This window comes from Gardnerella sp. c10Ua_244 (assembly GCF_055818055.1).
In genome coordinates, this window is the sequence record NZ_JARFVS010000002.1 from 194451 (window position 1) to 218474 (window position 24024).

General features: G+C 44.2%; 21 protein-coding genes. 1 reads left to right on the top strand and 20 read right to left on the bottom strand.

Features of this window, described 5'->3' with window-relative positions; translation table 11 throughout:
- Positions 1-118: 118 nt before the first annotated feature.
- From secG to P0108_RS04080, 16 genes are all read right to left on the bottom strand, one after another.
- On the bottom strand, positions 119-367 hold the full coding sequence (secG, locus tag P0108_RS04005) for a preprotein translocase subunit SecG (protein ID WP_004119067.1): 249 nt from the start codon (positions 365-367) through the stop codon (positions 119-121).
- Between the two features lie 61 nt (positions 368-428).
- Positions 429-1235 carry a triose-phosphate isomerase gene (gene tpiA / locus P0108_RS04010; protein WP_064340411.1) on the bottom strand — a complete coding sequence of 269 codons (807 nt, stop codon included), beginning with the start codon at positions 1233-1235 and terminating at the stop codon, positions 429-431.
- A gap of 163 nt (positions 1236-1398) precedes the next feature.
- On the bottom strand, positions 1399-2604 hold the full coding sequence (locus tag P0108_RS04015; RefSeq protein ID WP_473730766.1) for a phosphoglycerate kinase: 1206 nt from the start codon (positions 2602-2604) through the stop codon (positions 1399-1401).
- A 608-nt stretch (positions 2605-3212) separates the two neighbouring features.
- Positions 3213-4160 (bottom strand): DNA-binding protein WhiA, encoded by a 948-nt coding sequence (whiA, locus tag P0108_RS04020; protein ID WP_012914259.1) that lies wholly within the window; start codon positions 4158-4160, stop codon positions 3213-3215.
- 273 nt (positions 4161-4433) lie between these two features.
- Complete coding sequence (rapZ, locus tag P0108_RS04025) at positions 4434-5309, bottom strand: RNase adapter RapZ (RefSeq protein ID WP_100066708.1); 876 nt, start codon at positions 5307-5309, stop codon at positions 4434-4436.
- 80 nt (positions 5310-5389) lie between these two features.
- Positions 5390-6583, bottom strand: a complete 1194-nt coding sequence (locus tag P0108_RS04030) for a shikimate dehydrogenase family protein (RefSeq protein WP_064621960.1) — start codon at positions 6581-6583, stop codon at positions 5390-5392.
- A 22-nt stretch (positions 6584-6605) separates the two neighbouring features.
- Complete coding sequence (locus tag P0108_RS04035; protein WP_473730767.1) at positions 6606-9026, bottom strand: primosomal protein N'; 2421 nt, start codon at positions 9024-9026, stop codon at positions 6606-6608.
- Between the two features lie 72 nt (positions 9027-9098).
- Complete coding sequence (gene metK / locus P0108_RS04040) at positions 9099-10316, bottom strand: methionine adenosyltransferase (protein ID WP_064621955.1); 1218 nt, start codon at positions 10314-10316, stop codon at positions 9099-9101.
- A 139-nt stretch (positions 10317-10455) separates the two neighbouring features.
- Complete coding sequence (gene rpoZ, locus P0108_RS04045) at positions 10456-10740, bottom strand: DNA-directed RNA polymerase subunit omega (protein WP_004108619.1); 285 nt, start codon at positions 10738-10740, stop codon at positions 10456-10458.
- A gap of 82 nt (positions 10741-10822) precedes the next feature.
- A complete protein-coding gene (gene gmk / locus P0108_RS04050) occupies positions 10823-11431 on the bottom strand; it encodes a guanylate kinase (RefSeq protein ID WP_012914263.1) in 609 nt (202 codons plus the stop codon).
- A gap of 15 nt (positions 11432-11446) precedes the next feature.
- A complete protein-coding gene (pyrF, locus tag P0108_RS04055; protein WP_064621953.1) occupies positions 11447-12358 on the bottom strand; it encodes an orotidine-5'-phosphate decarboxylase in 912 nt (303 codons plus the stop codon).
- Positions 12359-12361: 3 nt separating this feature from the next.
- Positions 12362-15757, bottom strand: a complete 3396-nt coding sequence (gene carB / locus P0108_RS04060) for a carbamoyl-phosphate synthase large subunit (protein WP_004108615.1) — start codon at positions 15755-15757, stop codon at positions 12362-12364.
- A 32-nt stretch (positions 15758-15789) separates the two neighbouring features.
- Positions 15790-17001 carry a glutamine-hydrolyzing carbamoyl-phosphate synthase small subunit gene (gene carA / locus P0108_RS04065; protein ID WP_473730768.1) on the bottom strand — a complete coding sequence of 404 codons (1212 nt, stop codon included), beginning with the start codon at positions 16999-17001 and terminating at the stop codon, positions 15790-15792.
- An 86-nt stretch (positions 17002-17087) separates the two neighbouring features.
- The gene (gene nusB / locus P0108_RS04070; RefSeq protein ID WP_004106395.1) at positions 17088-17570 is read right to left on the bottom strand and encodes a transcription antitermination factor NusB; all 483 of its coding nucleotides are present in this window, start codon (positions 17568-17570) and stop codon (positions 17088-17090) included.
- A gap of 168 nt (positions 17571-17738) precedes the next feature.
- Positions 17739-18302 (bottom strand): elongation factor P, encoded by a 564-nt coding sequence (gene efp, locus P0108_RS04075; RefSeq protein WP_116440461.1) that lies wholly within the window; start codon positions 18300-18302, stop codon positions 17739-17741.
- 83 nt (positions 18303-18385) lie between these two features.
- Positions 18386-19591: a zinc-ribbon domain-containing protein gene (locus P0108_RS04080; protein WP_473730769.1), complete on the bottom strand. Its 1206-nt coding sequence runs from the start codon at positions 19589-19591 to the stop codon at positions 18386-18388.
- Between the two features lie 233 nt (positions 19592-19824).
- On the opposite strand from P0108_RS04080, the gene P0108_RS04085 reads away from it, so the two are divergent.
- Positions 19825-20214, top strand: a complete 390-nt coding sequence (locus P0108_RS04085; protein ID WP_004108603.1) for a YccF domain-containing protein — start codon at positions 19825-19827, stop codon at positions 20212-20214.
- On the opposite strand, the gene pyrE is transcribed toward P0108_RS04085, so the two are convergent.
- From pyrE to pyrF (P0108_RS04105), 4 genes are all read right to left on the bottom strand, one after another.
- Complete coding sequence (gene pyrE, locus P0108_RS04090) at positions 20190-20882, bottom strand: orotate phosphoribosyltransferase (RefSeq protein WP_473730770.1); 693 nt, start codon at positions 20880-20882, stop codon at positions 20190-20192. The two genes, P0108_RS04085 and pyrE, sit on opposite strands and share 25 nt — an antisense overlap.
- Positions 20883-20956: 74 nt before the next feature.
- Positions 20957-21958 (bottom strand): dihydroorotate dehydrogenase, encoded by a 1002-nt coding sequence (locus tag P0108_RS04095; RefSeq protein WP_119522732.1) that lies wholly within the window; start codon positions 21956-21958, stop codon positions 20957-20959.
- A 5-nt stretch (positions 21959-21963) separates the two neighbouring features.
- Positions 21964-22860 carry a dihydroorotate dehydrogenase electron transfer subunit gene (locus P0108_RS04100; protein ID WP_473730771.1) on the bottom strand — a complete coding sequence of 299 codons (897 nt, stop codon included), beginning with the start codon at positions 22858-22860 and terminating at the stop codon, positions 21964-21966.
- 94 nt (positions 22861-22954) lie between these two features.
- Entirely contained in the window at positions 22955-23998 is a 1044-nt protein-coding gene (pyrF, locus tag P0108_RS04105; protein ID WP_473730772.1) for an orotidine-5'-phosphate decarboxylase, read from the bottom strand.
- Between the last annotated feature and the right edge of the window lie 26 nt (positions 23999-24024).

Sequence of the window (24024 nt, forward strand, 5' to 3'; positions counted from 1 at the left end):
AATGAATTTGTAAATCGCACAAATGCAAGCGCGTACGCAAGATCACACACAAGCCCATAAATTTTGATTTATAAAATAAAAAGCGCGCAATCTTTCGACTACGCGCTTAAAAGAATACTTAGATAAGTGAGAACTTAGTCATAAGGTTCAAGGCAACAATAACAGCCACCCAAATCAACGCTATAATAACCGTCCAACGATTTAAGTTCTTTTCTGCAACACCAGAGCTACCAGCGTTCTTCGTTAAACCGCCGCCGAACATGTCGGAAAGGCCGCCGCCCTTGCCCTTGTGCATCAAAATTAACAATGTGAGCAAAATGCTAGTGAGCACAAGCAACACCTGCAAAATAATCTTCACAGTGGACACAACCAACCTCCTGTTTTACAGTACTCAATTAAGTTTAATAATAACCTTTGACCGCTTAAGCTTATTTAGTCTCTAAACGTGTTTGCGCAGCCGTTAGTCGCACAATATTAGCAAGTTCTTGCGCATCAAGAGAAGCACCACCAATTAAGAATCCATCGACATCTGGCTCCGCGATAAGACTTGAAGCATTAGAAGAAGTTACAGATCCGCCGTAAAGAATACGGACAGTATCTGCAACATCGTCACCGAACGTAACGCGCAAGTCTTCACGAATAGCCAATGCAGCTTCCTGAGCTGAATTAGCAGTGGCAACCATACCAGTACCAATTGCCCAAACTGGCTCGTACGCAATAATTAAACGCTTAGCTTGCTTCGCGTCTAAATCGCGCGTTACATCATGCACTTGCCCTACAGCAAAATCGAGCGCAACACCCTGTTGACGTTCTTTAAGACTTTCACCAACGCAAAGAATTGGCTGCATTCCTGCGGCAAGAACAGCTCGAACTTGATCAACTATATTTGCATCATCTTCAGGATGATACTTGCGTCTTTCAGAATGACCAACAATAACCATTGAACATCCAAGACTTGCAAGCATATCTGCAGAAACATCACCAGTAAAAGCACCTTGAGCAGTAACAGAAACAGCTTGAGCTCCGTACAATATTGGCAAATGGTCAGACTCAACAAGAACTTGCACGCTTCTTATTGAAGTAAAAGAAGGCATAAGTGCAATTTCACAATCGTGATAGTCGTAATGCGCGTCACGCAGTAGCCACGCAAATTTTTGTATAAAATGCGTAGCTTCGCGGTGATTGAAATTCATTTTCCAATTACCAGCGACTAACGGCTTTCTTTTGGAAACCATAATCACCCTTAAAAATTTACGATTGAGATTAATAGTATTGCGCAAATTAGTGTTATGCCGACCTCGATTTACAAAGCGGATTCATAAAATCGAAAGTCGGCATAAGCGAAAATATTTAGTTTATACTTGCTCGCGTAAATATTACTTACTCAAGCAATATTACTTACTCAAGCACACTCAAACCTGGAAGAGTCTTGCCTTCCAAGAACTCGAGAGAAGCGCCGCCGCCAGTAGAAATGTGCGAGAAGCCATCTTCTGGGAATCCAAGATTGCGCACTGCAGAAGCAGAATCACCACCGCCGACTATAGTGAAAGTGCCGTTCTTAGTTGCATCGACCAAGCCCTGAGCTACAGCGCGAGTACCGGCTGCAAACTCTGAAACCTCGAACACACCCATAGGACCGTTCCAAACAACAGTCTTGGAGTCAACAATCTTATCGTGGAAAAGCTTCTGAGAGTCAGGACCAATATCCAAGCCCATCTTGTCTGCAGGAATAGCGTCTGCTGGAACTACTTCTGGAGCAACTGGAGTATCCCCTGCTGGGAAGCCAGCATTCACAACAATATCAGTTGGAAGCACAAGCTCAACGCCATTCTTCTTAGCGGTTTCAATGTATCCTTTAACCTTCTCGAGTTGATCCTCTTCAAGCAAAGAAGTACCAACTTCGTGACCCAAAGCCTTGAGGAATGTGAACACCATACCGCCGCCAATAACAAGACGATCAGCCTTAGAAAGCAAGTTTTCAATAACGCCGAGCTTGTCGGAAACTTTAGAGCCGCCGAGAACAACAGTCAAAGGACGCTCTGGGTTTTCAGTTGCGCGAGAAAGTGCCTTAACTTCCTTCTCAACAAGCAAGCCTGCAGCTGCTGGAAGATCGGCAGCAACATCGTAATTTGAACCCTGAGCGCGGTGCACAACACCAAAGCCGTCGGAAACAAATACTTCGCCAAGAGAAGCAATCTTCTTAGCGTAAGCTGCGCGCTCGGAAGCATCCTTGCTGGTTTCTTCCGCGTTGAAGCGCACATTTTCAAGCAAAACAACGTCGCCATTATTCATGGCAGCTACCTTAGCTTGAGCATCTTCGCCGTAAGTGTCTGCAGCCAAAACAACATTTGTGCCGAGCAATTCACCCAAACGCTGCGCAACTGGAGCCAAGGAAAGCTCTGGAACAACCTGACCCTTTGGACGACCAAGGTGAGCCATCAAAATCACCTTAGCACCCTGCTCACGCAAAGCCTTAATGGTTGGTAAAGCAGCACGAATACGACCATCATCAGTAATCGTCGTACCCTTGAGAGGAACGTTAAAATCAGCGCGAACCAATACGCGCTTACCACTCAAATCTCCCAAATCTTTCAGTGTCTTCATTGGTATCCTTTCCAAACCATATTGGCTTACCATATTTGACTTACATACTGGCTTACCGTGCCGGCTTACTTCGTTCAACAAAACACAAAATCAGCCTCAAACATCAACACATTGCCGGCTGCAATTATACCGCACATCTTCAACAATCCCTATGAACAACGCAGCTTTGCACCAGTGCTCTGCTGACGTTGCGTCTGTAGCCTTACAGTAAAGCTTTGCTACAGCGATTATTTGTTACTTAGTGAACTTTAACAGTATTGCTCTGCAGACACTGATCCCTGTTGATTAGAGAACACTAGCTTTTGCGCTGCTGCACACGCCACACCAATCACTCTTCCTACCACACCAAAAACAACGGTGATGAATTTACGCGTGAGGGGTGGGTGTTGCTTGGTCGAGCAATATAAAAGCGGAACGATAGTAATAATCTTGTTGACGAATACTATTTTGCAGAAAAAGTAAGTAAAAAAAAACTAAACTTAGCTACGCAACCGCTAAGTCCAAATAAGGTATAAGAGCGGAGCGCTGCGAGACAAGCAACCCCACCGCTCACAGCCACATAAAAAAACCCGCCAGCCAATACAGCTACAAACCACGCAAAATCAGCATTAAAGCTGCTGCATACGCGACTTCTCAACCTTCGCTGAAAGCTGCAAAAGTCTACGAATTCGCCCTGCAATCGCATCCTTTGTGATAGGAGGATCAGCCAAGTGACCAAGCTCTTCCAAACTTGCGTCGCTATGCTCAAGGCGAAGCTTTCCAGCCATCAATAAATTATCTGGAATATCGTCGCCCAAAATATCGAATGCGTGACGAACCTTTTCGCATGCCTCAGCAGCAGCCTTAGCACTACGACGCATATTCGCATCGTCAAAATTAGCCAAACGGTTTGCTTTTCCGCGAGCTTCACCGTCCGAACGCTTACCGGTCCATTCGCGAGCAGAACGAGGAGCACCAATCAAAATCAACATTCGCTCAATTGCGTCAGAATCGCGCAACGTCACTCGCTCAGAGCTACGAACCTGACGAGCCTTGGCGCTAATGCCAAGTCGCGCCGCCATAGTTTGCAAAGCATTTGCAGCCTCATGAGTTGGGCAAACAACTTCCAAATAGCTAGCTTTGCCAGGGTCGGAAATAGCACCGTGAGCCAAGAAAGCACCACGCCAAGCTGCTTTGATTTGGGCGATACTTCCACCAACAATCTCAGGTGCAAGACCTGCAACAATTCTCATACGTCGATCAAGAAGACCAGATTGCAAAGCCAGTGCTGCAGCACCACGCTCAACTACCACGTCATAGCGAACTACAGTGCCCGTAGGAGTTTGCCGAGAAACTTGAGCAATTGTTGCTTCCCTCTGGAAATAAGTTTTCAATACCTCAACAAGCCACTGAGCTGCGCGCTGAGAATCCAACTGAGCGCGAATAACAGCTTGATTATTTACTGGCCTTAAGCCGCCAGCAAAGCGCATCATTGCTGCAGCTTGAGCCATAATGACAGTCGGGAGCTCATTGTTGTTTGAAACGAGTTCATTTTTGACGTCGTCAAGAAGAGCCAAGGGACAACCTCCTACTTTTGTTCTTCTTAAAATATGAGTGCTGTTGGGTACTTGCATGATGCTGTGGCACACGACATGCCCGGCTTTCTGTGATACAGAATACGTTGGACATTTTACCGGTTTTTGCACATGCTTTACATGCTTTTAGTACAAGATTTTTTATATTTTATATAATTTACACAATTTTTATTTAATTTTTTAATTAATTTTAATTGATTAGTTTCATAATCGCATTTCACTACTTTACTTTTTGCTACTTTACTTCTCCACTTACTATGATCTTCTCTGTAGCTCTCTTGCAGATACTGTAACTTGCAAACCGTGCAATCTCAAACGTCTAGCAAGCTCAATACTTACGGCAACAGAACGATGCTGACCGCCAGTACATCCTACAGCAATAGTCACGTAATGCTTGTCTTCTTTAGCGAATCCGTCGATAGCTGTAAGAAGCGCATTTTCGTAAGAATCTAAGAATGTAATTGCCGCAGAATTCGATAAAACATAATCTTGCACAGCTTGATCCTTACCTGTAAGCTCCCTTAATTCAGGAACCCAGAAAGGATTCGGCAAAAATCGCATATCGGCAACAAAATCAGCGTCCATTGGCATGCCGTATTTAAATCCAAAGCTGAAAATATGCACAGAAACAGTAGAAGAGCCTTTTCCAAGCAATCCTTCGTAAAGCTTTGTAGAAAGTTGGTGAATACTAAGTGCAGAAGTATCGATAATAATATTTGCGCAATCTTTCAAATGACTGAGCAGCTCTCGCTCTTCTAGAATACCGTCAATAAGTCTGCCACCGCGCTGCAAAGGATGCGGTCTACGCACAGACTCGTAACGCTTGATAAGCACAGCATCTGAAGCATCTAGAAACAGAATTCGCGTTTTTACACCAAGGTCATCAATATGCGCAAGAACTGCAAACAGGTCGTCGAAATATCCTCTAGAACGCACGTCAATAACAGCAGCAAGCTTATGCACTTTAGAACCGGATGAAGTCATCATATCTACTAGCGGTATGAGCAATTTTGGCGGAAGATTATCGATAACATACCATCCCATATCTTCCAACGCGTTAGCAGCGTGCGAGCGCCCAGCTCCGCTCATGCCTGTAATTAGCATAACTTCAAATCTGTCAGATAGTTGCATACTAGTCGACGCGGAACGTTGCGTAGTATGTTGCGCATCACGTTGCACATCACTTTGCGTAGTATGTTGCGTATTATCGCTCATAATGCCTCCTGTAAGGCTTTTCGCATGAGACTACTTAAGTCATCGTAATATCTAGCCTTGTCAGCACTAGGTTTATAACCAAGCTCAGAACCAGTCTCAGCACAATCCTCAGCGCCAGTCTTAGCACAATTCCCAAAATTTTCTTTAGATTGCCTGTACTCAATCGTCATAAGACTTACTTGTGCTAAAGCTTGTTGCAAAAGCATTTCTTCTCCGCCAATAGCGCAACCGTATTGTTGCCATACACTAAGTAGCATGCTTGGGCGAGGATCGTAAACTACGTCAAGCAATGTTCCTAATTTCGTTTGATTATTCGCACTATCTTGACAGTACGCTTTCAACGCAAGCGCAATTGGATCTGCTACATGCGCTGGAACTGTGCTTATGACTATGTCTGCTTCTGCGATTGCACGAACAGCTTCGAGTGAATTTAAAGATTTCAAAATGAGAGATTTATCACATTCTGACAATTTTTCTGCACTCAATTTTTCTGCGCTATAGTCTGCAAATTTTGAAAATACTTCTTCGCTTATTGTTGGGAACTCAATACCTTGCACAGGCTCATACATAGCGTCATTTTCTTCGCTTTTATTATTTTGACCTATGCTTATTTTATTTGGAAAATCAGCGCAATACTTTTGTATAAGATTATTAAAACGTTCAACGCCTTTTACACTACCGTTATCTTCAGTTCTAGCAACAACTTGCACCTGCTCAAGCTTTGCTACTTGCGCAATTTCAATTAAAGCTGCCAGTGCAGAGGATGCAGTGTTGCCGCTGCCAATAATAACAGCCTTTTTTACTTCGCATATGCGCTCATGTAATGCGTGCATAAATGTTATTAATATGCCACTTATGTCAGTGTTGTATAGCTTTATTTGCGATTGCGAAGCGGTTGCTGGGTTGCTAGTAAAAACTGCAGTATTTGCCACGTTAAGCGCGCGCGACCAGTAGTCGCAAGGTGTACCGAGTTTCATTACGGTTTTTTTAAGCGGCATAGTAAGGCTTAAGCCTTTCCAAGAATCGTCAAGATGCGCAATAAAATCGCGAAGCTCTGTTTCGCTTACTTTTTCCTTACTATATTGCCAATTTGTAAGACCTAAAGCCTTATAAGCCGTGTTGTGAAGCACAGGCGACAGCGAATGCGAAATAGGATCTCCCAAAACTGCGCAATGATATATTTTTACCATTTTTCTCTCCCCTATTAGTAAGTTAGTACGCTAATAAATCTTTTGGATCAACACAAAAACGCAACTCTCCTGCAGCACGTGTTGCTACGTGACGAGCTACTTCCTTGTGCAATCGGTTCACTAATTCTTGTCTTAAATAAAGCGGAACTCTTACTACAGCTTTTACACGGTCGTAAATATCGTCAAAATGCTGGTATCTGTCTGTAACAGGCGGATGCATTGGAACAATTCCTAATAATGGAGAAATTGCTGAAAAATCAGCATCTTGACTACTTTCGCACCCAAGATTTTCTTGCATTGCACCAATGTTTTCAAGCGCATGCATAACCGCATCACGAGCACCCCATACGCATGCTGCAGTTACACAAGGCGGCAATATTGCTTGAGCTCTTTCTGAAAGCTCATTGCAAGAAAGTTGAGTCGTATCCCACAATGTAAGCGCACGCGCAAGAACAGGATACGTTTCGCCAATCAAAAGCACACTTCCTCCGCGCGCTCTAGGAGCACATAAAGCAGAAGCTTTCATCCACGAATTAAGTGTATCTATTCGCGCATCAAGCCCCGAAGCGTACAAACTTACCCACGTATCGAGTATTGCTACAACACCATATTCTCCGTTACAATTTGCGTCTTGCGTTTGTACGCGAGGCTCACATCCAGGAGTTGCAACAACAATTACAGGTTTTTCATCAATACACTGGATAATTCCGTTCGGTTGGTGTTGTGACGAAATAATAATAGGCACGTTGCGAAATAGTTTAGATAATTCTTCTGCAACACCAGCAGCGCCAACTTGTATAACTCGCATATTGCTACTGCCACAATTAGAACAAGACCAATTTATTGCACTAGCACCACACCACGAGCAACGTGCTGTTTGCTGACTATTTGCAACATCGAGAGGCCCAGTACATCGTCTACAGCGCGCTTGACGTTTGCAAGAAGAGCATATAGCAGATTGCGTCACACCATCTTGCGCAATAGAAAGCAGCACAGGCTTACCATCCGAAAGAGCATCATTAATAGCTCTTACTGCGCTATGCGGTATGCGAGCGCCAATACTTGGGTCAGCTAATTTCAATAAAGCTTCACGATTAAGCCAACGAACCCACGGAACTAACTTTTCGCGAGCAAGTTTACTCGCACTTACAGGGATGCTAGATCCGCTTATTGTTTCAGCAGTTTTAGCAGATTGAGTAGTTTGAATAACTTTAGTAGTTTGAACAGATTGCTCACCTTGCGCATCTTGCGCATTCGACATATAGCAGTCTACTTCACTTTGACTAAGCGCGCTTCTGGAATACGACATTGACACAAATACGCCGCCATGCCTTTTCGCACGAAACCGCATAACTCCACGCGCTTGAGCATACGGCATCATGCCATCAGCATATTGGTACGCGCAATCTTCAACAATCGCAAATAAAGCATCTCCCTCAACTGGAGCATACATTGCAGCTCTAGTGCCAAGAACGCAAGGAACTATTCCGGACGCGATTGCACGCCAAGCTCTATATCTATCAGCTGGAGGATCCGCAGCACAAAGTCGAGCTACATCGCCATCAAAACTTCCAGCAGAAAAACCACGATGATTCTCACTGACACGCTTATATGGCTTTAATCCGTAAACCATTAGCGCGCGCATTACATCATTTACTTCTCTTAGCGTCGGCAAAACTACAACAGCTTGCTTACACGCGCTTAAAGCAGTGACAATCATCCACGCTAAATCTTGTGCAAGTCGGCAAGAACCTGGTAAAGCGTCTACAATAAAAGATTGAGAAGAATTATTTTCTGCTTGCTTGACTAATTGATTTTCTGTTTTATTTTCACTAAAACTTGCGTCAATAGATTTTTTGATTAATGCATTGTATAAAATATTTGCATTTTCGTAATCATAAATCATGCGAGAAGTTGTAGCGTAACCTGGGTTTGTATTGTTATCGTTTTGCAAACGCTTCTTAAGATTTTCACGCCACTGTTTTCTGCGTTGCAAGCGTATGTTGTCAAAAACTTCCTCATGCTCAACACGAGCTACGCGTTGAGGCACAGCAAGACGCAAAATATTTGAGCTAGTTCCACCATAAGCTTTAGCTATGGCGTCAATATCGTCTCGCAAAGATTTAGAAAGCAAAACATCTGGAGGAAACACGCGCTCTAAAAATCTTAAAGCAGTATGAGGGGTGTCTGTATGCGAAGAACGAGACCAAATAACTCCAGTGAGCTTTTGTGCTCCAAAACGAACGCGTACAAACGCCCCAGGCTGAGCAGATTCATCTTGATCTTGCGATATCAAGTAATCAAAAGTACGACCTAAATGTGAAGCTTGAACATCAAGCATCACATGCGCAATAGGGCATTCATTAGCAGGCACTAGAGAAACAGCATTGCGCTTACGTCTCGTTTTACGCGCTAAGCCGTCTAGCGAAGGTTGCTCTGCCATAAATAACCCTTAGTTTTACTTGAATTACATCACATAATTACTGTTATTTTACAGCAAAATTTATCAATAAAACTACTTTTTTAGCGCATCTTTCAATTGCTCAATACGATTCGTTTCTTCCCAAGGGAATTTAACATCCGTACGGCCAAAATGACCATAAGCTGCAGTTGGAGCATAAATTGGCTGAAGCAAGTTAAGCTCGTCAATAATCGCAGCCGGACGCAAATCAAATACTTCACGCACAGCACGCGCAATATCTGCACGCGTAATACCTTCAGCTTCAGTTCCGAAAGTTTCTACGTTTACGCTTACAGGATCAGCAATACCAATAGCATAAGCAACTTGAACTTCTGCCTTATGAGCTAAACCAGCTGCCACAATATTTTTTGCAACCCAGCGAGCTGCATAAGCTGCAGAACGGTCAACTTTGCTAGGATCCTTACCGGAAAAAGCTCCACCACCATGATGAGCAGCACCACCATAAGTGTCAACAATAATTTTTCGACCAGTTAAGCCCGAATCAGCTGCAGGACCTCCCAAAACGAAGGAGCCAGTAGGGTTTACAAGCATACGGTACGAATCGTACGCAACTTTTTGAGCAAGAACTTCGTCCAACACAGGATTAACAACATGTTCAACAAGCTGATCTTGTAACCAGTCTCTAGAAACTTCTGGGTCATGCTGAGTAGAAATAAGCACAGTATCCAAACGTTTAGGCAATCCTCTTGAATCATACTCAATCGTTACTTGAGTTTTCCCATCTGGACGCAAATGCGCAACAGTGCCATCTTTACGAACTTTAGCAAGCTTTTGAGCTAAACGATGAGCAAGATAAATCGGCAAAGGCATTAAAGTATCTGTTTCGTCGCTAGCGTAACCAAACATAACACCTTGATCGCCTGCACCTTGAGCAGCGTAGTGCTCCTCACGAGAAGATGCACTCTCGCAAGAAGCATCCAACCTAGCAACACCTTGATTGATTTCCGCACTTTGCTCAGTTAAAGAAACCATAACACCACAAGAATCAGCATCAAGACCAATTGTGGAGCTCGTGTAGCCAACATTACGAACAACTTGACGCACGATTCCCGGAATATCGCTATAAACTTCACCACGCACTTCGCCAAAAACCACAAACTGACCAACGGAAGCACAAACCTCTACAGCAACATGCGCATGAGGATCCTGACGAAGCATATCGTCCAATATAGCGTCAGCAATTTGATCGCATAACTTGTCAGGATGACCTTCAGTTACAGATTCTGCAGAAATTAATTTACGTTCTTCCACATTTCCCCCTTAGGTTTATAGTCGATAAAGGCTAAATACAGGCTAAATAAAGCGAAAAACGCAGCCGTGCATCCGCTTTATTGAGCGCGGATGATACGCGACTGCGAATACCCATAAAGACGTTTATTAGCAAGGCTTATTAATTACCTTCGCTTAAATCGTCCTCACCAAGAGTCTCTTCAAGCAATCCAGCATTAATTTCGCGGAAAGCAATAGCTAAAGGCTTTTCTTGATTTTGATACTCAACTAGTGGGCCAACATTTTGAAGCAAACCTTCATTAAGCTGAGTAAAATAAGCATTAATTTGACGTGCTCGTTTTGCAGCAAATAAGGCAAGCGCATACTTGGAATCCGCATGTTGCATTAAATCATCAATCGGTGGATTCGCAAGACCAGTAGGTGTTGGCTGAGTGCCTAATGCCATAATATTCTCCAAATTCTATGGTGCCACAATAGTTCCAAAAGGCTTATTATATGCTATCGATTGGATATTGCGTAAGTTTTAACTATAAGTCGTATTCGCTTGCAATAACATTCCACAGTTCATCTGCGGCACGCTCAGCATTATCGTTCACAATAACAACATCGAACTCTTTAGCTGCAGCAATCTCAACTTTAGCAGTTTCCAAACGTTTTGCTTGCTGCTCAGGAGTTTCAGTACCACGACCAATAAGACGACGCTTAAGCTCTTCAAAGCTCGGAGGCGCAATGAACACGTACACAACTTCTAATCCAAGACGAGCAGCCTCTTGTTTTACGCGCCTAGCTCCTTGCAAATCTATTTCCAGCAAAGTAGGAATATCTTGCGTAAGATGATCCAAAACAGGCTGAAGAAGGGTGCCATAATGAGCCATGCCATGAACCAGCGCGGTTTCCAAGAATTCGCCATTACGCTTACGACGCTCAAATTCTTCTTCATCTAAGAACCAATAGTGAATACCATTAAATTCACCAGGTCTAGGCGCACGAGTGGTAGCAGAAACAGATAGCCAAATATGAGGATGCTTCTCACGAAGTATGCCTTCTACTGTGCCTTTACCAGCCGCAGTAGGACCCGTTAATACGATTAATCGACGTCTAGACTGCGAAACTGCAGTCTCATCCGTGGCACCCATTTGTTTACCTCTCGTTTACACACATTCGCCTGAATCAACAAGAGCCTGACGAATATCCAATGCTATGCGTTCAGTTGCAGCCGAAAGTTCACCAATATTTGGACCATGCGACGCAATCGAACGCGAAACAGTTACCAATACATTACCATGTGTACCAGCAAAAACACGCTTTAAATCGTCAGCTTCTGCACCTTGCCACCCATAACCAGGAGAAAGAATTGGACCAGTAAAACTGGTTACGTCAATTCCACCACCGTTCATCCAGTCGCCAATAGTCGCTCCAACAATTAAACCAACAGAACCCATTCCTTTAGTTTTATTGTTAAAACTTTGAGCCGTTTGAGCAATTCCGTGAGCTACAGTAGTTCCGCGGTAAGTTCCGCTTTGCCTAATAGCAGTTTGCAAACTTGCGCCTTCGCGATTAGAAGTTAGAGACGCAATAAAAACACCGCGACCGTTATTAAGAGCTTCGTTAATTAAGCCGCCCATTGAGCGAGCGCCGTAATACGGAAGAAGCGTAATAGCGTCGGCAAGAAGAGGCGCGTCCGGCTTAAAATATGCGTCTGCAAGCGCAGAAATAGTAGTAGACAATCCTCCATGACCGCAGTCAACAATAGTAATAATATCCATTTGACGAGCGGCATACAGCACACGCTCAAGCGCTGCGAAACCCTTAGAACCATAGCGCTCAAACATGCTGGATTGGAATTTAACTGCCGCTGCCCTACCATTCATAGCTTGCAGCATGCGCATAGAAAAAAGTTCAGCTCCAAGAGCATCCATGTTGTATCCCCAATTAAGCAGCATTTTGCGATGAGGATCGATTCCAACACACAATGGTCCATATTTTGCCATAGCGTTCTTCAAACGCAAACCAAAATCGGATCGTTGCGCCTGCACTTCTTGATCACGAATGCTCTCGGTCATGTATTAAGCCCGACTTTCTTGACTTTCTGCCTGTTCAATTGCAAACAACTGCTGAGCATGTTCTTGTATGCTCATCACCTGATAATCGTTGTTCTTAACAGCTTCAATAGCCATTAATACTGGTGCGAATTCGGTAATAGTAGTGAATTGCGGAAGATCAGCTGCTACAGCTGCCGCACGAATGGCATAACCATCAGTGCGCGATCCCCTTGAATTCGGCGTATTCAATACCATATCAATCTTACCATTTTCGATAAGCTCTACAACATTCTTACCGATTCTTTCATGCGCTTTCTCACTATTTGGCATATCCTTCGCCGTGTCGCCCTGACTAGAAAGCTTATCGACAATCACGGAATCAATACCATAACGACGAAGCACAGAAGCTGTACCTTCAGTAGCCCAAATAGTAAAACCAAGCTCCACTAATCGCACTGCAAGAAGCGGAAGTTGACGCTTATCTGCATCACTTACAGACACAAACACGTTGCCGCTGGTAGGCAAACCACCCTTGTATGCTGCAAGCTGGCTCTTAGCAAAAGCATGTGGGAAGTCACGATCGAAGCCCATAACTTCGCCGGTAGAACGCATTTCAGGTCCGAGCAAAATATCAACCGTACGACCAACAGGAGTGCGGAAACGCTTGAACGGCAGCACAGAAGCTTTAATAGCAACTTGCTGACCTGGATGAATATCACCACCATCGCCTTGCGGAAGAAGAAGCCCACGCTTGCGCTGCTGTGCAATTGTTTCACCAGCCATAATTCGAGCAGCAGCTTTAGCAAGAGCAACACCAGTAGCTTTAGAAGCAAACGGAACAGTACGAGACGCTCGAGGATTTGCTTCAATTACATACAAAGTGTTTGCCATAAAAGCGTACTGTACGTTGATAAGACCGCGAACAGAGCAGCCGCGAGCAATCGAAAGCGTACCCTCGCGAAGGCGTCGAATTTGATCGTCCGAAAGCGTGCTTGGAGGAAGAGTACAAGCAGCGTCACCAGAGTGCACGCCAGCTTCCTCAACATGCTCCATAATGCCGCCAATATAAAGCTCGTTGCCGTCGTAAAGCGCGTCAACATCGATTTCAATAGCGTCCTGAAGGAACTTATCAATCAAAAGCGGCGAAGGCAATCTGCCAGAAACAACCGTGTCTGCTCGAGCCTCATCCAATGCGCGATCAACATACTTTGCAAGCTGAGCGTCGTCGTATACAATCTCCATTCCGCGACCGCCGAGCACGTAGCTTGGGCGCACAAGAACCGGGTAGCCGATTGCGTGAGCTGCATCTTTTGCTTCCTCAAGACTCAAAGCTGTGCCGTATCGAGGAGCGTTCATGCCTTCTTGACGAAGAACCTCGCCGAAAAGCTCACGGTTTTCAGCCAAATCAATAGCCTCAGGAGTCGTTCCCAAAATTGGAACTCCTGCAGCTTTAAGACGAGCAGCAAGCGAAAGTGGCGTTTGGCCACCAAGCTGCACAATCACGCCCTTAACAGGTCCAAGCTTCTTTTCTGCTTCGTAAATTTCAAGCACATCTTCGAAAGTAAGAGGCTCAAAGTAAAGGCGGTCAGACATGTCGTAATCTGTAGAAACTGTTTCAGGATTGCAATTAACCATAATGGTGTCGTAATCCTTGCCCAATTCCTGAACAGCGTGAACGCAAGTGTAATCAAACTCAATACCCTGGCCGATTCTGTTTGGACCAGAGCCAAGGATAATCACAGCTTCGCGATCGCGCTTCTTCAACTCGCTTTCGTCAGCGTAGCAAGAATAGTAGTACGGAGTTGCTGCGTCGAACTCAGCTGCGCAAGTATCAACAGTCTTGTAAACAGGGCGCAAACCGTAAGCCCAACGAAGCTCACGAACCATATTTTCGCCTTCGTCGCCAAGATTACGCAAATGCGCAATCTGCACGTCCGAAAGACCAGCAAGCTTAGCACGCTTCAAAACTTTAGGAGTTAAGGTTTCAGCTTCACGAACTGCGAGCGCAGTTTCGTTAATTTGAGCCAGCTGCTCTACAAACCAAGGGTCGATTTTTGTTGCTGCAAAAATTTGATCTGGCGTTGCTCCACCCCAAAGCGCGCGCTGGATTTGCAAGTAGCGATGCTCGGTTGGAGTATGCATTTCTTCAAGAAGCTTATTAACTTCTTCCTTGCTTGGGCGCTCGCCATCCCAGCTAAAGCACGCGTGACGCTTGTCGATTGAGCGCATTGCTTTTCCAAGGGATTCCTGGAAGTTTCCAGCCAAAGCCATTGCTTCGCCAACTGACTTCATAGAAGTTGTAAGCGTGGTGTCTGCTCCTGGGAACTTTTCGAAAGCAAAGCGCGGAATCTTCGTTACAACATAGTCGATTGTTGGCTCGAAGCTTGCAGGAGTTGAACGCGTAATATCGTTTTGAATTTCATCCAAAGTGTAGCCTAAAGCAAGTTTCGTTGCGATTTTTGCGATTGGGAAGCCGGTTGCTTTAGATGCGAGCGCGGAAGAACGAGATACGCGCGGGTTCATTTCGATTACGATAATGCGACCAGTTTGAGGGTTGATTGCAAACTGAATATTGCAACCGCCGGTATCGACGCCAACGCCTCGAATAATAGCAATACCGATATCGCGCATCTTCTGATACTCGCGGTCTGTAAGCGTAAAGCAAGGAGCAACTGTAATCGAGTCGCCAGTGTGCACGCCTACAGGATCGACGTTTTCGATTGGGCAAACAACTACGACGTTATCTTTTGCGTCGCGCATAAGTTCAAGCTCAAACTCTTTCCAGCCTTCAATGCCTTCTTCAATAAGCACTTCGTTTGTTGGAGAATAGTGAATGCCGGCTCCTGCAATGCGGTGAAGCTCTTCTTCGTTATGAGCAATACCAGAGCCCAAGCCGCCCATTGTGAAGCTTGGACGTACTACTACCGGGTATCCTAAAGTTTCAACAATTTTGTCTACTTCTTCAATCGAGTGAGCAATAAAGGATTTTGCTGACTCAGCTCCGGCTTTTTCAACGACTTTTTTGAAAAGCTCTCGGTCTTCACCGCGGTCGATTGCTTCCAAAGAAGCGCCAATAAGCTCAACGTTATATTTTTCTAGGATTCCTGCACGACCCAAATCCATTGCAGCATTAAGTGCAGTTTGACCACCAAGCGTTGGAAGAAGCGCATCCGGACGCTCCTTTGCAATAATTCGCTCCAAAATCGAAGTGTCAATTGGCTCAATATATGTTGCGTCCGCAAGTTCCGGGTCGGTCATAATCGTAGCCGGGTTAGAGTTGACCAAAATTACGCGAATGCCTTCTTCGCGAAGAACTCGGCAAGCCTGCGTTCCGGAATAATCAAACTCTGCAGCCTGACCAATAACAATCGGGCCGGAACCAATTACCATAACCGACTTAATATCAGTACGTTTTGGCATAGTAAACTTCTCTTTCCGTAAATCTTAAAATCTTACTTGCTTTTTCGAGTGTTTTCGCGCATCAATTGCACAAAACGGTCAAATAGATAGGAAGCGTCGTGCGGGCCTGCTGCAGCTTCCGGATGATATTGCACTGAGAACGCTGGAATATCGAGGCATTGCAAGCCTTCTACAACATTGTCGTTCAAGTCAATATGCGAAACTAGCACGCGACCAAAGTGACCGTTTTCGTAAGGAGATTGCACAGGACCGTCAAGAGGTGCGTCCACAGCAAAGCCGTGATTGTGAGCCGTAACTTCCACTTTTCCGGTTGTAACGTCTTTTACAGGCTGATTAATACCGCGGTGACCAAACTTTAACTTGTAAGTTCCGAAGCCGAGCGCGCGACCAAGTAACTGGTTTCCAAAGCAGATACCAAAGAACGGGTATCCTGCATCCAACACTTTACGCAAAAGCTCAACTTCGCGATTTGCTTGGCCAGGATCTCCAGGACCATTCGAGAAGAATACGCCGTCCGCGTTAAGAGCTTGCAGCGATTCGAAGCTTATTGAGGAGCTTACGACGTGCACACGGCAGCCGCGCTCAGCCAAACGGTGAGGAGTCATGGATTTAATACCAAAGTCAACTGCTACAACCGTGTAAAGCGGATCTTTTCCTTCAAAATCACCGCAAGGCTCAATCGTATACGTTTCTTTAGTGCTGACTTCATCCGTTAAGCGCAAGCCTTGCATTTGAGGAGTCTGCTTAATTTCGTCAACGAAAGAAGCAACGGTACGAAAAGCCCCGGTTGACGGATCAACCAGGGCCTTATTAGAAAAAATGCCGGCACGCATAACGCCTACCGAGCGTAAATGACGTACCAGCTTTCGAGTATCAATACCACTAATGCCAACGATACCTTGCTTTTGTAAATCGTCTTCCAAGGAACCTTCAGCTCGCCAATTGCTAACTACTGGGCTTGGCTCCTTAACCACGTAACCTGCAGCCCAAATGTGGGCAGATTCTGAATCTTCGTGATTCATTCCCGTATTACCTATATGTGGGAATGTTTGAACTACGATTTGTTGATCATAACTTGGATCAGTTAATGTTTCTTGATAACCAGTCATGCCCGTGGAGAACACAATCTCAGCGCGCGTAGAACCTTGCGCACCGAAAGGCTTACCAACGTAAACCTGACCATCCTCCAACACCAATACTGCATCATCACTGCCGAATCCGGCAAAGGTGTCGTTGTAATCCACCTTAACCCCCTTATGGCTTTAGGATATTCGTGGCAAGTCTACTCAGGTTGGCGGACGGGCGACGCGCCGGCGATAGTTATTGCTTCTTACTCGGCAGCAGCTTCTTCCGTAGACTCTTCCGTAGCAGCGTCTTCAGGAGAAGATTCGCCGTTAAACTTTGCCAAGCAAGCATCTTTATCTGCCATAATCGCGCTTAGTAAGCCATGAATAAACGCAATAGCTTCGTCATCGCTATACATTTTTGCGAGCGCAATCGCCTCGTCAATAGCAACTTTATCTGGAATCTCATCATTAAGAAGCATTTCCCACACCGCAATGCGCAAAATATTGCGATCAATAACAGCCATTCTGCCAACTTTCCAGCCAGTCGAATAGCGGTTTAGTGTCTTGTCAATTCTGTTACGTCGCTCTCCTACGCCTCGAACAATCTCAATAGCGTACTCTGGGAGCGGAGTTTGAGCGCCAGGCTCCTTAACTCGCTCCTCAAGCAAAGAAAGAATATGCTGATTCTTCTCATCCGCCTCATACAGCGTATTCAAAGCTCTTTTACGAGCGGTAGAACGTGCCATCGTAACGCCCTTCTGTGTAACGTATAAAAATTACTTAATAAAGTTGTATCAAAAATTACGCGACCCAGCAACGAATAATCGCCGCCGGGTCACACTATAAAAAATTATTGAGAAATAAATAGCTAATTTAATTAGATAACTAATTATTTTAATTAGATAATTAATTCTTTAGTTTTCACGACCAAGGTAAGAGCCGTCACGAGTGTCGACCTTCACCTTTTCGCCTTCACCCACGAAGAGCGGAACCTGGATTTCAGCACCGGTTTCCACGGTTGCAGGCTTAGTACCAGCGTTAGAACGATTGCCTTGCAAGCCTGGCTCAGTGTGAGTAACAGTCAAAATCACTGAAGCTGGAAGCTCAACGCTCAAAGGGGTGCCGTCATGGAAGCTTACGATGCAGTCGGTGCCTTCAAGCAAATACTTGCTCTGCTCGCCAACCAAAGCCTTAGGAATATAAACCTGGTCGTAAGTGGTCATATCCATAAAGACGAAGTTGTCGCCATCTTCGTATGAATATTGCAACGTGCGGTTATCAACGGTCTCGAACTCCATCTTCATGCCGGCATTAAAAGTCTTGTCGACAATCTTGCCCGAGAGCACGTTCTTAATGGTGGTACGCACAAAAGCAGGACCCTTGCCTGGCTTCACGTGCTGGAACTTAACGACGGTCCAAAGCTGACCGTCAAGGTTCAAAACCGATCCATTCTTAATATCATTGGTAGTCTGTGCCACGAGTTACCCGTTTCTTTCGCTAATAGGCTGCAAATTAAGCAGCTAAGAAATAAACCTTGCTTATTATGCCACAAAGTGTCAACTTAATATATTTGAAGATTATTTTTCAGCAAATTCAACAATTTTGAAACAAATTCAGCAACGTCATCTTTATCTGCACTTTTTGTTAAAACAGACACTCCAATCTTGTTCTTGCCCTTCTTAAGAATCAAGAAATAGTTATAAACATTCTTAATTCCTTGACCACGATGAGCCATAACCTCTATGCCGTCTGGAACGTTCACGCCATCAGCAGAAATATCGTAACCCGTCGCATTGGCAATAGTCGAATTTTGCATAGCTTTTGAAAGCATCATCGCAGCATCATGAGAAGAAGTAAGATTTTCGTGACCATCGTTCGATGCATCAATATCACCATATTTGCGAGTAAAAGATGTATTTGCATAGCCATTATCTGACAGCCATTGATCTAATCCGTCTATGCCACCTTGATCATCTAAAAGCTCATTAGCGGAATCATTACTCATTGTCTTAATAACATCTTCACATTTATCTTCATAATCATGATGTGGATTATCCTTAGTATAAAGAACAACAGGGAAGTAAAAACCTACAGCAGGGAATGTTTTACGAGAATTAGAAGACTCATACAATATGCCCTTCTTGCCAGAAATTGCTACAGATACGCTATTATTTGAAGCAAAATTGTTTACTAATTTATTGATTTTTTTGGTATTGAGCTTTTCACTCGCTCCAATAGCGTTATCCTTATCGCTGCTAGTATCACTATCTTCATCGTCTGAATCTAAATCATCATTGGTTAGAACATGTTGCTTAGATTTATTATTTTTGGATTTTGATGATTGTAATTCAGTTTTATTATTTGATTGAGCTGTTCGCGCATTATTTGCATACCACCATGCACCAGCACCTATAACCAAAACACAAGCAATAATAGCGGTTATTAAAGTAATAATTACTTTCTTCTTGCGCTTATCATCCTCTGAATGAGAATAATTAGCCGGAGCTTCGCCTTGTACGTAAGGTGAATTATTCATAGAAGGCTGTTCGTTCGAAGAACCCATAATAGGAGAACCTGAAACGCTTAGATTATCCGATAAAGCTTCCTGCGCAGGAAATACAGTAGTAGGCACTTCGTTAGTAGGCAATTCGTATTGTTGATTTTGGATTGCTGACTCGACTGCTGGCGTAACTTCTAAAAGCGCTCCGCAAGTATTGCAAAACTTGCTATTATCATCATTTTTATTACCACATTGCGTGCAGAACATATTCTTCCTTTAAACAAATGCATCTATTACAACGCATGATTTTACACCAGCCTACAATAAATATTTCAAATTCTTTATAAAAATTGCCTTCTCTTTAACTACAAAGACTGCGTAGCAATAACGCAACACCAGCATACCTACATACAGCAATACAATCATAATGCCATAACACACTATAAATACCGAACAAAATCATACTTCATTAAAACTTAAAAAACTTATATACTACTTTTATGAAACTTCTTGGCAATATTGTGTGGCTAATATTCGGCGGTCTTTTCATTGCTGCAAGCTGGTTACTTATAAGTTTCCTTCTTTGCATAACCGTTATTGGCATACCATTCGGTATTCAAGCATTCAAAATGGCAAAGCTCACGCTCACGCCATTTGGAAAACATGTTATTTACCGAGGCGGCACTAGCACAATTTGGAACATACTATGGATTGTATTTTTCATTGGGCCAATGCTTGCATTAGGCTATATCGTTTCAGGATTCATTTGCTGCTGCACAATTGTTGGCATTCCATTTGGCATACAATCTTTCAAAATGGCAAAACTTGCGTTGTGGCCGTTTGGTTCCGAAATTGTAGAAGATAGTTACGCACCATACGTACGCAAGTAATCGGCAGCGCGCGAAGCTAATTCCTCATCCATAACTGGCTTACCGTCAGCATTAACTAAACGCTCTGCTGCAGCGAAAATTTCGCGCACATTTGCAATTGGCAAAACTGGGAAACCAAACTCCTGCTCTACTGCTTTTACTGCAGAAAGTTCACTGTCTTTCGTGCGTTCCATTCTGTCTACTGCCAAAATCAAGCCAACAACTTGCACATTTGCTTCCGCTTTAAGCTTTGGCAAAGTTTCGCGAACTGCAGTTCCAGCTGTCATTACGTCGTCAACTAACAGAACTTTCATGCCGTCTTTTAACGGTTTTCCAACCATAATTCCGCCGTCGCCGTGGTCCTTTCGCTCTTTGCGGTCGAAAGTAAAACCAACAGGCATATTGTGATTATTCGTCAAAGCCATTGCCGTAGAAACTGCCAGCGGAATGCCCTTATAAGCAGGACCGAAAACAGTGTCGATATCTTGCGGAAGTTTGCCGTCTTCGATTGCTGCAACAACGCGCTGAGCATAATACGCGCCTAAGCTCGCGATTTTCATGCCGTCGTCAAAAGCTCCAGCGTTAATAAAATAAGGCGATTTGCGACCAGATTTCAGTGTAAAGTCACCAAATTTAAGCGCACCTGAATCAAGCAAAAACTTTGTAAAACGTTCGTCTAATTCTGCCATAATTAGCTCTCTTTCTTAAAATAATTTTAAATACTTTCTAAATACTTTCTAAATACTTTTATAAATACTTAATTTCAGCGCCAAGTCTTTCCTTCGGCAAGTAAAGACGCAAGCTTTGGACGAGAATCAAGCAAATCATCAAGCTCGCGAGCAATGCGAATAGGAGCAGTAGGATCCACCAAAGCGGCAGCACCAACTTCTACAGCATTAGCGCCAGCATACAAGTATTCCAAAGCTTTTTCGCCGGAATCAATGCCACCAATGCCAATAATTGGAATATCTGGCATAGCTTGACGAACTCGCCACACAAACCCAAGTCCAATCGGGAAAATAGCAGGACCGGAAACACCGCCCGTGCGATTTGCAATAATCGGCTCGCCTGTTCGAATATCAATTCGCAAACCAACTAGCGTATTAATCATGCTTAAAGCATCTGCTCCAGCATCAACTGCAGCTTTGCAAATCGAAACAATATCCGTCACATTTGGCGTCATTTTTACAATCATTGGCTTATCTGTCATTGCGCGAAGACGCTTAATTAAGCGGTGCAATGCAACCGGATCCGTACCAACGCTCATTCCGCCGTGAGTTACGTTTGGGCAGCTTACGTTAATTTCAAGCATGTCTGCAGCAGAATCTGCAAGCTTTTCAACAACTTGCGCATAATCGTCGTCACTGTGCCCTGCAACATTAGTAATAACAAGCGCTCCCATTTTCTTTAGTTTCGGAAGCTCGTCTACTAAGTAGTGGTCAACGCCAGGATTTTGCAATCCAACTGCGTTTACCATTCCAGAAGGAGACTCTGCAGTGCGCGGAGAAGGATTTCCTTCCCACGGAACAGGTGAAACGCCTTTTGTGCAAATTGCGCCGAGTTGGCTTACGTCGTAAAAGCGTCGGCAAGCTGCAAGCTGGAAAGTTCCAGAAGCTGTACCAACCATGTTTTTCCACTTAACGCCTGCAACTTGAGTTGGATGCTTCCACACGTGGCTTGTGTCAAAGCCAAAAGTTTCAGCGGAATTTGTTGCAGAATTTGCGTTATTTACAGAATTATTTTCGGCATTATTTACAGCACTCATATTTTTTACTCCCAACCCAAACGATTCGCATCAAAAACAGGACCGTCGTTGCAAACTTTCAGCCTGCCTTCCAAAGTGTCAACAACGCAAGCAACGCAAGTTCCGTATCCGCAGCCCATACGCGCTTCTAAACTGAGCTGGCACTCAATATTTCTTTCATGCGCCCAGTGAGCTACAGCTTTCATCATAGGCAAAGGTCCGCAAGACAAAATAACCGTTGGTAAATCGTCTCCAAAATTAAAATGCTGACTTTCTTCAAGTTCGTCAAGAAGTGTAATAACAGTTCCTTCAGCATTCGTAATACTGTGTACGTCTGAAATATATTCTTTCGTTAAATCATCCGCAAAACGCTTGTTACGGTAGCCAAGCACTGCCGTTACGCTAGAATCTTCACGCTTTGAAAGCGTTTGAGCAGCACACAAAATAGGTGGCACACCCAAGCCGCCACTGACCAACACATAATGTGCAGGTTTGGAAATATTAAAGCCAAGTCCCAAAGGTCCAAGAGCGTCAATGCTATCTCCTGGCTTAAGCTCAGCAAACTTAGCAGTGCCTTTGCCAATCACAGCAAAAATCAAAGTAAAAGTATCACCTTCTACGCTTGCAACTCCAAAAGGACGCGGAAGCATAGCAGTCGGGTCAGGGGAATACAAGTTCACAAATTGCGCAGGAGCAGCTTTTTTAGCAATCTCGGAATCTCGCAAAGTTAAACGATACACGCCTTCGTCTAGCTTCTCATTATTGAGTACTTCTACAGCTCTACGCCCCCAAAGGCGCGAATATTTTGCATTATTGCTTTCGTCTGCAGAACTTGAGCCGGAAGAATCAAAAGCGTCTTCACGTAACGTAATTATGGCGTTTCCAGAGGCTTTTCGCGTTGGAATAAACATGCCATCACTCATGTGGTTTCCCCTACCCTTGTATGTGTTTTGTACCGTTGCGTTTTATTTTTAATTTTAATTATATTTTTAGTTATATTTATTTTAGTTATGCATTCTAGCGATACACTGCATTTCTCAAGTCGTCACGCATATTTTTCGCAGCAACAGCTGCAGAATCACGCACAATATCAAGAATGTCATCGAGAGACATGTGCCCTTGATTTTTAGCGTAATCTTCAGACTTTTTCCAAGCACCAATAATACCGCGCGAAGAATTGACAATAGCACCTTCAGAATTTGCATCAAACATTCCAGCAACATCTTGAGCAGTACCGCCTTGAGCACCATAGCCTGGAACCAAGAAGAAAGTGTGCGGCATAATCTCGCGCAAATGCTTGCCCTCCTGCGGATGCGTGGCACCTACAACTGCACCAACTCTTGAATAACCGTGCTTACCAATGCTTGAAGCACCCCAGTTCTCAATCAAATCAGCCATATGCTCATACACTGGCTTGCCATCTTGCAAAATAAGCTCCTGTAGCTCCTTGCTAGAAGGATTCGAAGTGCGAAGCAGCACGAAAATGCTTTTATCGTGCGCTACTGCTTCATCGATAAAAGGCTTCACGCCATCCGAACCCATATAAGGGTTTACTGTAAGCGAATCTTCATGCCAAACGTCAAGATTTTTAGAGCTTTTTAGAAGATTTTTAAGAGATTGAGGAAGCGCGTTACCAGTAGCATTTTCGTCTTCAAAATATGAAGAAAGACTAGCGAAACCGCTTAAATGAGCAGCATACTGACCAGCTGTAGAGCCAATATCTCCGCGCTTTGCGTCACCTATTACAACTAATCCTTGCGATTTTGCGTATTCGCAAGTCATTGCGTACGTGTCCATTCCAGCGGAACCTAGTGCTTCGTACATCGCAATTTGCGGCTTTACAGCCGGCACAAAATCTGCAACCGCGTCGATAATAGCGCGATTAAACTCAAAATAAGCTGTAGCTAAAAGCGTTGGCAGCGCATCCTCGCCTTCTACTTCTTGCAAAACTTCGTCCGCAAGAGAGCTAATAATTTCGGCTGGTACAATACCTGGCTTAGGGTCCAAGCCCACAACACTAGGATTTTGCTTGGCTGCAATCGCTTCAATAAGTTCGTCCATAATTTACTACCATTCCAAATTTATAT

Coding starts and splice junctions, on each gene's coding strand:
- tpiA (WP_064340411.1), bottom strand. CDS start 1,235: ATGGTTTCCAAAAGAAAGCCGTTAGTCGCTGGTAATTGGAAAATGAAT.
- P0108_RS04015 (WP_473730766.1), bottom strand. CDS start 2,604: ATGAAGACACTGAAAGATTTGGGAGATTTGAGTGGTAAGCGCGTATTG.
- rapZ (WP_100066708.1), bottom strand. CDS start 5,309: ATGCAACTATCTGACAGATTTGAAGTTATGCTAATTACAGGCATGAGC.
- P0108_RS04030 (WP_064621960.1), bottom strand. CDS start 6,583: ATGGTAAAAATATATCATTGCGCAGTTTTGGGAGATCCTATTTCGCAT.
- P0108_RS04035 (WP_473730767.1), bottom strand. CDS start 9,026: ATGGCAGAGCAACCTTCGCTAGACGGCTTAGCGCGTAAAACGAGACGT.
- rpoZ (WP_004108619.1), bottom strand. CDS start 10,740: ATGGCATTAGGCACTCAGCCAACACCTACTGGTCTTGCGAATCCACCG.
- gmk (WP_012914263.1), bottom strand. CDS start 11,431: ATGGGTGCCACGGATGAGACTGCAGTTTCGCAGTCTAGACGTCGATTA.
- pyrF (WP_064621953.1), bottom strand. CDS start 12,358: ATGACCGAGAGCATTCGTGATCAAGAAGTGCAGGCGCAACGATCCGAT.
- carB (WP_004108615.1), bottom strand. CDS start 15,757: ATGCCAAAACGTACTGATATTAAGTCGGTTATGGTAATTGGTTCCGGC.
- nusB (WP_004106395.1), bottom strand. CDS start 17,570: ATGGCACGTTCTACCGCTCGTAAAAGAGCTTTGAATACGCTGTATGAG.
- P0108_RS04080 (WP_473730769.1), bottom strand. CDS start 19,591: ATGTTCTGCACGCAATGTGGTAATAAAAATGATGATAATAGCAAGTTT.
- P0108_RS04085 (WP_004108603.1), top strand. CDS start 19,825: ATGAAACTTCTTGGCAATATTGTGTGGCTAATATTCGGCGGTCTTTTC.
- pyrE (WP_473730770.1), bottom strand. CDS start 20,882: ATGGCAGAATTAGACGAACGTTTTACAAAGTTTTTGCTTGATTCAGGT.
- P0108_RS04095 (WP_119522732.1), bottom strand. CDS start 21,958: ATGAGTGCTGTAAATAATGCCGAAAATAATTCTGTAAATAACGCAAAT.
- P0108_RS04100 (WP_473730771.1), bottom strand. CDS start 22,860: ATGAGTGATGGCATGTTTATTCCAACGCGAAAAGCCTCTGGAAACGCC.
- pyrF (WP_473730772.1), bottom strand. CDS start 23,998: ATGGACGAACTTATTGAAGCGATTGCAGCCAAGCAAAATCCTAGTGTT.